The organism is Gottfriedia sp. OAE603 (assembly GCF_040543965.1).
Lineage (GTDB): Bacteria > Bacillota > Bacilli > Bacillales > Bacillaceae_G > Gottfriedia > Gottfriedia solisilvae.
The window spans coordinates 3,616,429-3,630,880 of record NZ_JBEUNN010000001.1 but is presented as its reverse complement, the minus strand read 5'-3'; the positions used below and the strand labels follow the sequence as shown (position 1 = coordinate 3,630,880).

The following is a 14,452-nucleotide window of genomic DNA, read 5'->3' as shown; positions in this document are numbered from 1 at the left end:
ATATTTTCACATAAAATTGTCGTTTTATGACAATGAACTAAATCGAATGTGAGGGAATTTAAAATGAAAATTTGTACTATGGGCTTAGGATATATTGGATTACCAACATCAGCAATGTTTGCTAAATACGGAGCAACAGTTGTAGGGGTAGACCTATTTCCAGAAGTTGTGAATAAATTAAATAATGGTGAAATTCATATTGAAGAGCCAGGTTTAGGCGAAGTAGTGAAAGATGTAGTAGAAAAAGGGAACTTCCGTGCTTCATTAACTCCAGAAGAAGCTGATGCTTTCATTATCGCAGTACCAACACCTAACAATGACGATATGTATAAATCATGTGACTTAAGTTATGTACTGAAAGCAACAGAAACTGTATTACCATTTGTTAAAAAAGGTAATGTGATTATTGTTGAGTCAACAATCGCACCACGTAGTATGGATGATCATGTTAAACCACTTGTTGAAGCAGCTGGCTTTACAGTTGGTGAAGATATTTTCTTAGTACACTGTCCTGAGCGTGTATTACCAGGTCAAATTTTACACGAATTAATTCATAACAACCGTATCGTTGGTGGTGTTACTGAGGCATGTTCAGAAGCTGGTGCTAAAGTTTATGGTTTATTTGTTGAAGGTGAAATCATTAAAACTGATGCTAAAACAGCTGAAATGTCTAAATTAATGGAAAATACTTTCCGTGATGTAAACATTGCATTAGCAAACGAGTTAACAAAAATTTGTAACGTATTAGAAATCAACGTATTAGATGTAATTCAAATGGCTAATAAACACCCACGTGTTAACTTACATTCACCAGGACCTGGTGTTGGAGGACACTGTTTAGCAGTTGACCCTTACTTCATCGTTGCAAAAGCACCTGAACAAGCTCAAATGATTAACTTAGCTCGTGGTATTAACGTTTCAATGCCTGAGTACGTAGTTAGCAATGTAAAAGAAATGGTAAGTGGAGTTGAAAATCCAAAAATCGCTGTGTTTGGTGTAACATACAAAGGAAACGTTGATGATATGCGTGAGAGTCCAGCAATGGATATTATCGATATTCTTCGCAACGAAGGTTTAGAATGTGCTGTTCATGATCCACATGTTGAATCAGATACTTTCAAATTATTATCAGCTGACGAAGCGGTAACAGACGCACACTTATTATTAGTTCTTACTGATCATGATGAATTTAAAACAATGAATACTGATGAGTTAGCTGAAAAAATGGCAAAACCAGTATTATTTGATACACGTAATTGCGTGAAAACAAACGAGGGAAAAATGCAATTCGTAAACTTTGGTAATTTATATACAGTAGTAAATTCTAAAAAGGTTATGGCATGAATTCGTTAAAAACCGTATTCTCTGAACAATTTAATAATGTATATATGATAGGTAGACTGTCTGCATATGAGCTTAAAAAGCTCTATGCAAACAGTTTTCTTGGCGGTATATGGATATTTTTAAATCCAATTATCCAAATTGCTGTATATGGTCTAACTTTTGGTCTTGGTATTCGTGGGGGTGCATCAGTTCATGGCATTCCATATTTCACATGGATGGTATGTGGACTTATACCATGGTTCTTTATTAGTGGATCTATCATGCAAGGTTCTAATGCAATCTATGCAAGGATTAATACAGTTGCTCGGATGAATTTCCCTCTAAGTATTACGCCAACATATGTTATTGTTGCTCAATTATATACGCATGCAGTATTAATGATTTTATGTTTAGCGATTGTTTCGTTATCAGTTGGAATTAGTAACATCCACCTGTTCGAATTACTTTACTTTATTTTTTCAAGTTTTTGTTTTTTAGTAGCATTGTCTTTTATTACATCAACTTTATCGACAATGATGAGAGACATTCATTTATTAATTCAACAAACAACAAGATTGTTACTATATTTAACACCAGTTTTATGGGAACCAAGTGCGAATGCTCCTGAGTTTCTATTAAATTTAATGAAATTAAATCCATTTTATTATGTAGTAGAAGGCTATCGTTCAGCATTAATTTATGATGACACTAGCATCTTCTTATCTCCATTAACACTTTATTTCTGGGGCTTAGTATTAGTAATGTTAGTTTTAGGAACAACATTACATGTTAAGTTTAGAAGAAATTTTGTGGACTATCTGTAAAGGTGAATGCCTATGAGTACAAAAGTTGAATTTAAAAATGTAACAAAAAAATACAAGATGTACACTAGACAAATTGATAAAATAAAAGATTTATTTACTTCAAAGGAAAGTGGAGATTTCCACTACGCTTTAAGTGATGTATCTTTTTCAGTTGATTCTGGTGAAATTGTTGGGATTATTGGATTAAATGGTTCTGGTAAAAGTACCATGTCGAATCTAATTTCAGGTGTTACGATGCCCAATGAAGGAGACGTATATGTAAATGGTACTGCTTCTCTTATTGCAATTTCTGCAGGTTTAAATGGTCAATTAACAGGATTAGAAAACATCGAACTAAAAGGCCTAATGATGGGCTTAAGTAAAAAACAAATTCAAGAAATAACGCCAAAGGTAATTGAATTTGCAGAAGTTGGAAAGTTTATTAATCAGCCAGTTAAAAACTACTCGAGCGGAATGCGTTCACGATTAGGTTTTGCAATTTCTATTAATATAGATCCTGATGTTCTAGTAATAGATGAAGCATTATCGGTTGGGGATCCAACATTTACTCAAAAGTGTTTAGATAAAATGAATGAATTTAAAGAAAATGGTAAAACGATTTTCTTCATTAGTCATTCACTTGGTCAAGTTAAATCATTCTGTACAAAAGCGATATGGGTTCATTATGGTAAGATTAAAGATTACGGTGATGTATTACCAGTAACAGCACAGTATCAAAAATTCTTAGCTGATTACCAAAAAATGACACCAGAAGAGCGCATAAAGTTTAAAGCAGAACAATTAAAAGAAAACAATCATGGTTTATTAATGACAAATGATGTTAAAACAAAAAAAGGATTTTTTGATATTTTTAAAAAGTAAAGCGTAAGTATCAAAATATCATCATGGCTAGTTAACGATAATTTTTTTATATATGGTACTGAAATTGCACTCTTTAACTATTGAACTTATTCAAGCAACCAGCTTGTCAATAGTTAGAGTGTTTTTTCATAAAATCGCTACTTACTTGCTTAACCCGTTTTAAAAAGGAGTGAGAAGATGAGTAATACAATTTTTGGAAGAACTAAAAACATTCTAAAAAAAGCTACAAGTACAATATTTGAAAAAAGTAGAGAGAAACGATTCGAAGAAAGATGGATACTCAATTCACCATCTGTGAAAGTTGAACCTAGATTTACGTTAAAAGAATTTAACGCAAAGTATGAAAATGAAGCATTAAAAAGTGATTCATATAGTAACCATAAAAAATTATTACTGGAATTCCCAGTGAGTAATGGTAGTAAGTATTATTTAAGACATACTGTAAAGCTTGGAATTCTTTCAGATGATCCATTCTTTCATACATATGAACCAGTGGCTAAAACAAAAAGAGTTACGGAACAAAACTATCAAACGATTTCTGAAGAAACAGATTTATTATTAATTGCATTTGATTTAGAAAATTTACCAGCAGAGTGGAATGGACTAGGAAGTTCAAAATCAGATGTGGTTCGTAAGAAATTAGTTAAAATTATTCAGCATTTTAAAAGTAAGTCGAAAAAAGTTGTTTTTTATTCCTTAGATGATACGGACTTATACAAGAGACTTGAATTAGTCATGAAGGAAGTAGACGCGGTTTTTACAATTCAGCAAAAAAACGCAGATTCTATTTTGTCTGAAAATATGAATCAAAATGTACATGTTTTAAAAATGGGAATTAACCCACTAATCCATAATCCAATTGGGACTAGACTTCACAAATATAAAAATAAGTCTGCTTTATATGAATATTGGGACCCTAAAAATACGAAACGAAAAACAATTCTAAATACCTTTATAAACGGATCAGTTAAAAGCCAAAATGAGGTAGTGCTTTATGACACGAAATTGAGCCAAAATGAATCTAACGTTTATCCAGAAGACTTACAAAAGTATTTAGCACCAAATATAAATGAACAATATAAATACTCCTATTTGAAGTTTTTTCAGACAATCTTTTTGTATAATGAAAATAAAGAAAAATACTTTTCGTACCATCGTAATCTTCATCATTACATGGCACTCGGAAGCACACTAATTTCCAATTATCATTCTGAAATACATAATCGATTTCCAAATGTCTATAATGCATATTCGGAAAGTGAAATTAAGGAAATCTTAAGTAATTATAATGATAATGATATTTATGAAAATCAAATGGCTGGCGTTCGTAACGTCTTTAAACAAGATACGATTTTTGATCGTTTTCATGAATTGTGTTCAAAGTTAGAGTTAGATGAAAAGATGCCTCAAAGAAGAATTGCAGTCATCACTGAAGAGAAAACAGAACATGTTGTAAGTATGTTCAGTAACCAAACATATCCGTATAAAGATTTATTATTAGAATCAGAGTTAACTGAAACTAAAAAATCCCAGTATGATATGATTGCCTTCTTTAAAGATGAATACCAATATGGAGAGTTTTATTTAGAAGATTTAGCGAATGGCTTTAAATACACTTTTTGTGATTATATAACGAAAGATTCTTATCTTCATACAGAAGGAATCCAACATAATTACGTGAATCAAGTTAAGGATAAATATTTAACTTTATTTTGGGCTAGCTCATTTAAGGCTTCGACATTATTAAAGCTAGACAATCCAATAGACGTAAAAAATGGTTACAGTATTGATCCATTTGAAGTTGAGGAAAAACCTGTACCTTTAAGCGAACAAAAAAATAAATCATATAAGCTAACAATGATTATCCCAATTTATAACAATGGATTATTTTTATTAAATAAATGTATGCAGAGTTTAAAGCGAAGCAGCATGTTTAATGAAATGGAAATTTTGCTTATTGATGATGGTTCAACCGACCAGTTTACGCTAAATATGGTTAAAAGACTAAGCAGACAATATGATAATGTAAAATCTTTCTTCTTTAATGACGGTGGAAGTGGTAGTGCTTCACGTCCTAGAAATAAGGGGATTGAGTTAATGACTACAGATTATGTTATCTATTTAGATCCAGATAATGAAGCGGTTTGTGACGGTTATGCAAAATTATATAAAGAAATTACAACAAATGATGTAGACTTAGTTGTTGGAAATATTTATCGCGTTTCGGACCGTGAAATGCGCTTGAACTATGTGAATGCAGTGAAGAGTGTAAATGACGGTCAAGAGATGATTGAAGGAAACACGACAAAAATTTTAGAGGATTCAGGTTTTAAAGTGGCAAGTATCCAAGCTTTGATTGCTAAAAAATCATTAATTACTGACAATAATATTTTAATGGTTGAAGGAGCTGCAGGAGAGGATTCTCTATTCTTTGAAGAACTTGTTACTTATTCTAATAAAATTAAATTAGTTAACGAGGATATTCATATTTATTATGCAGAAGTTGAAGGATCAGTAGTAAATACAGTTACTTCTAAATTCTTTAGGAAATATATGATTGTTCAACAACCTCGTGTTAACTTCCTTAGCAAACATGGTTTATTGGAAGCTTATTCAGAAAAACGCTTTGAGACCTATTTTAAAGACTGGATTTTAGAAAAATTAAAATTGGTGAAACAAAATGAAGCATTAGAATCTGTAAAGCTTACATGTGAAATCTGGGATTATTATAAAGATTATGTAAAGATTACTTATCCAGTAGTTGCAAGATTTGATGAACTAAGTAAACTTAAAGAGTATGACAAAATAATCGCTGAATACATTAATTCATAATCACTATAGAAACAGACATGAATATACACTCTTTGCTTTGTTGTATAAGAGTAAAATAAAGAGGAAAAAATAAAAATACCTCAACAACTTGATTAACCATTTGAATGGGGGAGAAATTTTGTCTGATAATCAAAAGAAGAGCTCTGACTTCAAACTAAAAGTGAAGAGATCACTTGAAATTGATCCGAAAACGGATAGTCCATTATTGATGAACTTAAAAAAGGTTGTAAGAAAATCAATTAGAACTGTGCAATTAATTAATAACGGACAGATCATTCCGGTCTTGAAAAAGAAGCTTAAAGGCGGAACGAATAAGGCAAACACGAATACTAACCGTAAAATGACGGAAATGGAAAAAGGGGAATATATTAAGTATCTAAAAGAACACAGTGATACTGGGTATTATGATGAAGTAAAACCTATTATTGATAAAATTCCTGTAAGTAATGGTAGTAGATACTATCCACAAATTAATGCAAATATTGGGATTATCGCAGATGAGTTTTTATTTAATTCCTTTAACGGTATTGCAAATTTCGTTTATATTACAAGAGATAATTACATGGAGCATGTAAACACATTAGATATATTTATTGTTGCCTCAGCTTGGAAGGGATTAAATAATGAATGGAAGGGACTTGCGAATGCAAAAAACCGTCCATTAAGAGATGAATTATTCCAAATTATTGAGACATATAAATCAAATGGTATTAAATGTGTATTTTATTCTAAAGAAGATCCTGTTAACTATGATCGCTTTATTGAAATTGCTCAAAAAGCTGACTACATCTTTACGACTGCAGAGGAAGTAATAGAGAATTATAAGACTGATTGCAACAATCAAAATGTGGATGTTCTTAAATTCGGTGTAAATCCTCTGTACCATAATCCAGTAGGATTTAGAAAAAGTAGAAGAGAAAAAGAAGTGTTCTTTGCAGGATCTTGGTATCTGAAATATCCACAGAGACAAAAAGATTCACAAACAATTTTTGATGGTGTAATCGATGCAGGATATAAATTAAAGCTAATTGACCGAAATTATAATTTGTTTTTAGAACAACATTTTTTCCCGAAAAAATATGTAGATTATATTTCACCTGCAATTAATCATGAAGATTTACAGAGAATTCATAAGTTATATGATTGGTCGCTTAACTTAAACTCAGTTAAATATAGCCCAACAATGTTTGCAAACAGAGTATTTGAATTGCAAGCACTTGGTAACTTAATGCTTTCTAATTATAGTATGTCGATTAATAATAAGTTCCCTAATGTGTTCATTGTTCATGACTCAAATGAAGTTGGACATATTTTAAATGGATATACAACTGATGAACTTTATAAACACCAAGTTCAGGGAATTCGAAAAGTAATGAGTCATGAGACAACTGTCCAAAGATTAGAGAGACTATTACAATTTGTTGGCTTTCCTCATAAACCGTACGAACGTTCAGTTGCAGTAGTAGTTGAAGATAAAACTGATAAAATTGAAGAAATGTTTCAGTATCAAACGTATGAAAACAAACATTTATTTAAAGCAAGTGATTTTACTGAAACAATTAAGTCTCAATATGATCTAGTTGCATTTTTCCATGAAGAAAAAGAGTATTATGAGTATTATTTAGAGGATATGATCAATGCTTTTAAATATACAAACAGTGCTTATATTACAAAAGAAGGATTCTACGATGGAGAAACGCTTATAAATGGTGTTGAACATGATTATGTTTCTACGATGAAGGACAAGTATCGTACAATTTTCTGGGCAGAACTGTTTAGCGTAAACAATTTACTTGAAATGAATGGCGAACAAGCAATTGAAAATGGTTATAGTGTTGATCATTTTGAATTTAATAATAAAGTTAAAGTTGCTCAGAAAGGCACTAAACAATATAAGTTCTCTGTTATCATTCCAGCTTATAATAATGGCGAATACTTATTAAATAAATGTTTCTATAGCTTGCGTAGAAGCAGTATGTTTGACGATATGGAAATCATTATTGTAGATGATGGTTCTACTGATTCTTACACACCGATGATTATCAATCGTATAGCAAGAGACTATTCTAACGTCACTACTTACTTCTATAATGATGGTGGAAGTGGTACGGCTTCAAGACCACGTAATAAAGGTGTTGAAATGAGTACAACTGATTATATCACTTTCTTGGATCCTGATAATGAAGCTGTTAATGATGGATATGCTAAATTATACAAGGAAATAGTAGAAAATAATTATGACTTTGTAGTTGGCAATATTTATCGAGTATCTGATCGCGAGGTACGTTTGAATTATGTAAATGCTGTGAAGGATGTAAACAATCAACAGTATGAAATTAAAGGGAACACGAAAAAAGTATTAGTTGATTCTTCATTTAAAGCAGCAAGTATCCAGGCGTTACTTGTTCAAAAATCATTAATAACGAATAATAATTTACAAATGGTAGTTGGTGCTGCAGGACAGGATACACTATTCTTCCATGAATTATTATTAAATGCTCAAAATGTAAAATTAATGAACCTAGATATTCATATTTACTATGCAGCAGTTGCTGGTTCGACCGTTAATACAATTACGAAAAACTTCTTTAGAAAGTTCAAAATCCTAGAAGACCAAAGAATAGAAGCGTTGAAAAAGTATGAAGTTCTAGATGATTACTTGGAAAAACGCTTTGAATACTACTTCAAAAATTGGTATTTAGTAAAACTAAAAAAAATAAAAGAAACTGATGCGATGGAATCCATTGAAATTCTTTGCAGTATTTGGGATATATACAAAGACGAATTAACCCCTATTGATCCAGAGATTATTCGTTTTTCTAAATTCGCAGAGAAGCAAGATTTTGAAGGCATCTACAATGAATATGTTTTAGATGAAAATAATTTAGTTAATGTTTAATTTTGAAGGAATCCTTTTTAGGGTTCCTTTTCTAATATTGTCTTTTTGAAGGTTCTGTTAAAAAAGAATGTTGATTTCCATTCCAGGTACTTCGCTTTCCATGGGGCGTAACGACCCTGAGCCTCCGGGTCCACACGATGTGGATCATGCATGCGTTACGACAGGACGTCGTGGTTTTAGCATGCCAACCTTGCTTGGCCTCCGGGGTCTCAAGTTTCCCGCATCTCCCATAGGAAGGAGTCTTCGCACCTTCCATTCCAATTACTCTCGAACCAGCTACTCTTTTCATACTAAAAAAAACCTTTTTCGAAAAATCGTTGCTCTAGTGAAACTTTTTTCAGCAAACCAACGTCTAATCGTGTAGGAGGTGTAGGCTATTGAAAAAAACATACATGATTTTTTTAGTACTCTTATTAATGATTGTTGCAGGTTGTACAAAAGTATTTGATACAGAACCACCCAAAGCGATAGCGAAAATAAAAAATAAAGAAATAGAATTAAAAAGAGGGGGATATCATTGGACGACTGAGGAGGGGACTTCAACAAAAGCAACGATTGCTGATGCAGCTTCTCCTAATCAAATTGCACAAGAACTGATTGCATCACCTGTTGAAAAAGGTTCAGAGGCAACTATAGTGTTTAGTAACCATTCCAAACCGCAGCTTACATATAATTTTTGGGAAGGGGATCAGTCGGGAAAATCCATCTCAATGGAAGGAAATAAAATTACATTCCCTTCTAATAGTGGTAAGTACATCATTGAAGTAAATGCTACTTGGTCTAATGGGGATGCTTCCTATACATTTGTTATTGATGTTAAATAAAAAAGTAAAAACGCCTGGAATCGAAGTCCCCTGTTGTTAGACAACATCTAACAATTGGAGGGCACTTCAATTGTACCAAGCGTTTTTTTGTAAGTAATTTTTTACTTTGTATTTTTTACCTTGTTGATATAGTAAATTGTATCTTCTAATTCAAGTGGATTATGTCCTTGTTCTTTATTAGAGTACATCTCTACAGTTAGACGGTTGTAAGTTAATGTATCTTTTAATGTATTAAGACCTCTTACAAATGGCATAAAGTGTTTTACAACGTCATGGTCACAAGCTGTATTTTGCAAGTAAAAAATATAAGGCATATAATTAATCTCTTTGAAAAATTCTAGAACATATAATCGTGTTACGTATTTTTTAGCTGATTCCTCAGTTGGTAGAGAGGGGTGAGCAGCTTCTAAAAGTCGATTAACATGTGTTTGATAATAGTTTGGAATAATCGTTTGTGGATTATTTACTAATGCTTTTGACCCTTTAATATATCCAGCGAGTATCATTGACATAAACCCGCCACCAGAAGAACCGTAGAATAATGTATCCTCTGCTTTGACAGTCATTTTTGTCATTAATTTTTCAATGACTTTAGCTATTTTTTCTAAGAAAAATGTATCATCATTACCATGTCCCCAACCTAGACTCATTTGTCCTAAATAAAGAGTTGGGTCATTATAATAAATCATATTTGAATCAAAATGCTCAGTCCATGAATGACGTTGGAAAATCGGTGGTTTCATTTTTGCCGGATCATAAGCACCAGATCCAAATACAAGTAATTCATTTGAAGATGAGTTCGCTCTAATTAAAAACTCATATTTAACATTATCCCAATTTACAGTAAGGATAAATGGTGTACGACTAGTTAAGTTAATTTCATCAATTTTTTCGAAAGTAGTATGTATATTTTCATATTTATTGAGCATTCATTTTCACTCCTAGTACTGAAATTTAATCATATCCAAATTTAAGTATACATATAGTTTTATCGATAAATCAACGGTATCACTCATTTTCATTAAAAGATATAAAGGACTTCAATGAAATTTATCAAGGTGAAATGAAGCAAATCAAACAACGGAAATTGACCGATTAAAGAAACTTGAACTATTATAGGTGTATAAATATATATAGGCTTTTCGAAAATAGCCTTCAAAATATAAGAGTAAGGGTTGAGGACCATTTTATTTGAAAATAAGTTCATTCGTTATTGGCTACCCGTTCTATTAATAGCAGGTGGTATTTTTTATTCATCATCGACTCCGTATGGAGATCAGGATATAAGGCCACAATTAAATCAGTTAAATGGTATATATCATTTTGTTGGGCAATTCGATTTTGTACATTTTACATATGCTGGCAAAGAAATCAGTATCGAACACCTAGGAAGTGCAGGATTTGTAGAGTTCTTCATACGAAAGATTGCCCACTTTTCAGTATTTTGTTTACTTGCTTTTTTTACAACAAGACTAGTAAGTGTTTATAAACATAAATTCTTTATAATTGGTCTATTGTTAACAATACTTTATGCTGCTTCAGATGAATTCCATCAATCATTCACGGCAGATCGAACGCCACTAATTCAAGACGTATTGATTGATTCGAGTGGTGCCATTTTAGGAGCTTGTTTATTTTTTATCCTATATAAAAAATTTCATAAAAAGAAAGTAAATTAGAAAAGACATTGAACAATGTCAATGTCTCAGTGTATAGACAAAAGTATAAAAATAGAGATTCAATCTGAATTTACAAACTTTCGAAAAAAGTTATCTTATTTGAAAAAGGATCAATAACTGTTATTTCTTTTGTATTCCGCGGTGTTTTTTCGAGACCGGGTTTATTATATTTATAGCTTTTCGTTTTTAAAGTTGAGTGTAGTGCTTCAATGTTATTTACTTTTACTCTAATTGCAGAGCCAGGGCTACAATCACCGTGATGTTCCGATAAATGAATCACGCAATTACCACGTGATACTTGCATATAAATTGGGAAATGATCTTCGTACTGGTGCTCCCAATCTAGTTGGAAATCTAGAAAATGGATATAAAACTCCTGCGCCTTTGCGATATCAAAAATACGATATATCGGCGTAATGTCATGACACTCAATTATTTGTTCTTCCATTTTAAAACCTCCAAAGCGGGATAATCTAAACATAAGTCATATTCTTCAATTCTATAGATAATCCTTCCTTTTTAGGCTTAATGGCTAAGTTTACTCTATTTTCTATACTAGGACCATAAAATTTACATGTTATTCGTAAATACTCCCGTTTGATAACAACTTGAGTTTTTCTTTATTTTTTACAAGTAGACTGCCTCTTTTACGTTCGATAATTTCTTCCTTACAAAATTTATTTACCACTCTATTTAAATGTCGATAGCTTGTCCCTAAAAGTTCAGCAATTTCAGTAAGCTTAGATGATTTGATTTCATTTGCAAACGATGAATCAGCATCGTCTAATAGCGTTGATGCAAGATAACTCGCAAAACGATTTTCGACTGGGAACAATAGATTTAAGCTAGAAGAATTAGAAAATGTATATAATTTATAGCTTACGTTTTTAAGTAGAAATTTTAAGAAGTCTGGGTTGTTCGATTGAGTTTCGTGTAGTAATTTATTATGAATGCCAATCAATATACTACTTTTTACGGCTTCAACATTGCTTCTTACTTCAGAGTTATTGATAAATTCGACATCCCCAATTAGCGCCAGCGGATTATTAAACCGCAGCAATAAAGACTTTCCGTTCGGCAAAATGATAGAGATCTTTAATTTACCTTCAACCAAAATATAAAAACGATCCAGTACCTGTCCATTGCTACAAATAACATCGCCTTGATCAAATTGAAATAATTTCATTTCTTCAATGATTGGATTCTCGAAAATATCGTCTAATTTATATTGTGTAACATAATGTTTTAATAAATCTTGGTTTACCAATTCACGCATGATAAATTCTCCCATCGATCACCAAAGGATATATTTATTAAAATATAATTGAACAAACAAAAAAAGGACATATGTCCTTTTTATTTAATCTCTTTCAAGACTTTTGTCTTTATCGTCTCAAATTCTAAAAGCAACAATCCAGTTTAGAAAAGAGCGTTTTAAAAAAAGTAAAAACCCTATCGGTAGTTGATAAGGTTTAAATACATTTTATCGTTGGTTAAAGTGTTATGAAGTTTGGCTCCGCGCCTGCTTGATCTACATAGCCAACTTTAACGGGGTGCATTTGAATTAATATGTAATTAGGGTCATCTGGACCTTTAATCCATTTAGATAATTCGTCTGTCCATACCTTCTCTTTGGCATCTGCATTTTCTATTATTTCAGCTTTAGCAAACATTTCTACAAAATTATCGTCTAATTGATTTCCATCATGTCCGATTAGTAGGTGGACATTGGGATTATTTTTTATATCGTCTACTTTTTTTGATTCTTTATGAGTTGCGATATAAGGGGATAATCCTTTAAAGAAAAAAATCATAAAACAACTATGTGGAAAGTCCTCTCGTATCGTTGTAAAAATTCCTAATTGTTTTTCTTTTAGCACCTTCATTATATTTTCTTGCATCACCATAATACTCCTTTCAACGATCAAGCTACGGGTTAAACAGATAAAATTGCATCTAATAACCAGCTTTTATTCGTCTTTACATTTTATCTTTTTAGAAACTTGCTATCAGGCTTATCTGACCAAAGTGAGCCGCCTTCTCTTTTAAGTCTTTGTTAATTGATTTTGATTTAAACCTATTTTTTTGTGTCTTTTGCATATGATAGTTGTAAGCAATATTTTTTAGGAGGTTACATATGGCTCATCGTTTGTTTTTTATTATTTCATTTATCGGTGTTCCACTATCTGTTCTTGGGAGTATCATGCACTGGAATGAGATTATATTATTTGTCATATATTGTGTGACAATTGTTGCTTTGGCAGGTATTATGGGTCGAGCTACAGAGAGTCTTGCAATTGTAGCAGGTCCACGTATAGGAGGACTGTTGAATGCGACGTTTGGAAATGCAGTTGAACTAATTATTGCTATTTTTGCATTGAGAGAAGGTTTAGTGGAGGTTGTATTAGCTTCCCTTACAGGTTCTGTAATCGGAAACTTGTTGCTTGTTGGTGGGCTCTCATTTTTTGTTGGGGGATTAAAGTACAAGCGTCAAAGCTTTAATGTGTATGATGCTAGACATAATTCAGGCTTATTAATTTTTGCAGTTGTACTAGCTTTTGTGATCCCGGCTATTTTTGCTGATCGAATGAACAATGCAGATACGATGACACTAAGTGTCGGTGTATCGATAATTTTAATGGTTTTATATTTAGCAGCTTTATATTTTAAACTTGTTACGCACCGAGGGGTATATGTAACGAAAGGACAAGAAGAGATAGAGGAGCATGAAACAGCCGAATGGGGAAAATGGAAAGCAATTTTTATTTTAGCGATTGCCACAGTAGCTGTTGGATATGTTTCTGAGAATTTAGTTCATACTTTTTCAACAGTTGGAGAAAAATTTGGCTGGACAGAATTGTTTATCGGTATTATTGTAGTTGCTATTGTAGGTAATGCAGCAGAACATGCTTCTGCAATTGTTATGGCCTATAAAAATAGAGTCGGGGTAGCAGTTGAAATAGCTGTCGGATCCTCTCTTCAAATTGCTATGTTTGTCGCACCGGTATTAGTTATACTGTCATTATTTATGGATCATAGAATGCCATTGATTTTCTCAATTCCCGAGTTAGTTTCAATGGTAACATCTGTATTTTTAACGATCGCAATAATGAATGATGGGGACACAAACTGGTTTGAAGGGTTAACACTTTTAGGAGCCTATGTTATTATGGGAATCGGTTTCTATTTATTATAAAGATTGAATTGAAG

11 protein-coding genes and 1 pseudogene are annotated in these 14,452 nt (G+C 32.1%); 8 read left to right on the top strand and 4 right to left on the bottom strand.

The annotated features are described in order from the left end of the window. Nucleotides 1-63 precede the first annotated feature (63 nt). The 6 genes and pseudogenes from ABID96_RS18415 (at nt 64) to ABID96_RS18390 (ending at nt 9,563) form a co-directional block, all read left to right on the top strand. On the top strand, nt 64-1,344 hold the full coding sequence (locus ABID96_RS18415) for a nucleotide sugar dehydrogenase (protein ID WP_192603854.1): 1,281 nt from the start codon (nt 64-66) through the stop codon (nt 1,342-1,344). Further along, on the top strand, nt 1,341-2,147 hold the full coding sequence (locus tag ABID96_RS18410; RefSeq protein ID WP_192603855.1) for an ABC transporter permease: 807 nt from the start codon (nt 1,341-1,343) through the stop codon (nt 2,145-2,147). Before ABID96_RS18415 ends, ABID96_RS18410 begins: the two co-directional genes overlap by 4 nt. 12 nt (nt 2,148-2,159) lie before the next feature. Then, nucleotides 2,160-2,981 (top strand): annotated as a pseudogene (gene tagH / locus ABID96_RS18405) (teichoic acids export ABC transporter ATP-binding subunit TagH); the annotation flags it as partial. Between the two features lie 204 nt (nt 2,982-3,185). Next, complete coding sequence (locus ABID96_RS18400; RefSeq protein WP_192603857.1) at nt 3,186-5,840, top strand: glycosyltransferase; 2,655 nt, start codon at nt 3,186-3,188, stop codon at nt 5,838-5,840. Between the two features lie 118 nt (nt 5,841-5,958). Next, entirely contained in the window at nt 5,959-8,739 is a 2,781-nt protein-coding gene (locus ABID96_RS18395) for a glycosyltransferase (RefSeq protein WP_377896990.1), read from the top strand. Nucleotides 8,740-9,116: 377 nt separating this feature from the next. Further along, nucleotides 9,117-9,563, top strand: a complete 447-nt coding sequence (locus ABID96_RS18390) for a hypothetical protein (RefSeq protein ID WP_192603858.1) — start codon at nt 9,117-9,119, stop codon at nt 9,561-9,563. A gap of 101 nt (nt 9,564-9,664) precedes the next feature. Here the strand turns inward: ABID96_RS18390 and ABID96_RS18385 are convergent, their stop codons facing one another. Further along, nucleotides 9,665-10,492, bottom strand: coding sequence for a glycosyl transferase family 2 (locus ABID96_RS18385; protein ID WP_192603859.1), 828 nt, complete (start codon nt 10,490-10,492; stop codon nt 9,665-9,667). 246 nt (nt 10,493-10,738) lie between these two features. Here ABID96_RS18385 and ABID96_RS18380 point away from each other — a divergent pair, with 246 nt between their 5' ends. Further along, nucleotides 10,739-11,242: a VanZ family protein gene (locus ABID96_RS18380; RefSeq protein ID WP_192603860.1), complete on the top strand. Its 504-nt coding sequence runs from the start codon at nt 10,739-10,741 to the stop codon at nt 11,240-11,242. 70 nt (nt 11,243-11,312) lie between these two features. Here ABID96_RS18380 and ABID96_RS18375 read toward each other — a convergent pair whose 3' ends face one another. The 3 genes from ABID96_RS18375 to ABID96_RS18365 all read right to left on the bottom strand — a co-directional run bounded on the left by ABID96_RS18375 (nt 11,313) and on the right by ABID96_RS18365 (nt 13,143). Continuing rightward, nucleotides 11,313-11,690 (bottom strand): glyoxalase superfamily protein, encoded by a 378-nt coding sequence (locus ABID96_RS18375; protein ID WP_192603861.1) that lies wholly within the window; start codon nt 11,688-11,690, stop codon nt 11,313-11,315. 129 nt (nt 11,691-11,819) lie between these two features. Continuing rightward, nucleotides 11,820-12,518: a Crp/Fnr family transcriptional regulator gene (locus ABID96_RS18370; protein ID WP_192603862.1), complete on the bottom strand. Its 699-nt coding sequence runs from the start codon at nt 12,516-12,518 to the stop codon at nt 11,820-11,822. Between the two features lie 217 nt (nt 12,519-12,735). Beyond that, nucleotides 12,736-13,143 carry a pyridoxamine 5'-phosphate oxidase family protein gene (locus ABID96_RS18365; RefSeq protein WP_192603863.1) on the bottom strand — a complete coding sequence of 136 codons (408 nt, stop codon included), beginning with the start codon at nt 13,141-13,143 and terminating at the stop codon, nt 12,736-12,738. 236 nt (nt 13,144-13,379) lie between these two features. Here ABID96_RS18365 and cax point away from each other — a divergent pair, with 236 nt between their 5' ends. After that, on the top strand, nt 13,380-14,438 hold the full coding sequence (gene cax, locus ABID96_RS18360; RefSeq protein ID WP_192603864.1) for a calcium/proton exchanger: 1,059 nt from the start codon (nt 13,380-13,382) through the stop codon (nt 14,436-14,438). The last annotated feature ends 14 nt before the right edge of the window (nt 14,439-14,452 follow it).

What these genes read in the sequence shown, in the direction of transcription:
- ABID96_RS18415 (WP_192603854.1), top strand. Translation starts at nt 64, where the DNA reads ATGAAAATTTGTACTATGGGCTTAGGATATATTGGATTACCAACATCA.
- ABID96_RS18410 (WP_192603855.1), top strand. Translation starts at nt 1,341, where the DNA reads ATGAATTCGTTAAAAACCGTATTCTCTGAACAATTTAATAATGTATAT.
- ABID96_RS18400 (WP_192603857.1), top strand. Translation starts at nt 3,186, where the DNA reads ATGAGTAATACAATTTTTGGAAGAACTAAAAACATTCTAAAAAAAGCT.
- ABID96_RS18385 (WP_192603859.1), bottom strand. Translation starts at nt 10,492, where the DNA reads ATGCTCAATAAATATGAAAATATACATACTACTTTCGAAAAAATTGAT.
- ABID96_RS18375 (WP_192603861.1), bottom strand. Translation starts at nt 11,690, where the DNA reads ATGGAAGAACAAATAATTGAGTGTCATGACATTACGCCGATATATCGT.
- ABID96_RS18370 (WP_192603862.1), bottom strand. Translation starts at nt 12,518, where the DNA reads ATGCGTGAATTGGTAAACCAAGATTTATTAAAACATTATGTTACACAA.
- ABID96_RS18365 (WP_192603863.1), bottom strand. Translation starts at nt 13,143, where the DNA reads ATGCAAGAAAATATAATGAAGGTGCTAAAAGAAAAACAATTAGGAATT.
- cax (WP_192603864.1), top strand. Translation starts at nt 13,380, where the DNA reads ATGGCTCATCGTTTGTTTTTTATTATTTCATTTATCGGTGTTCCACTA.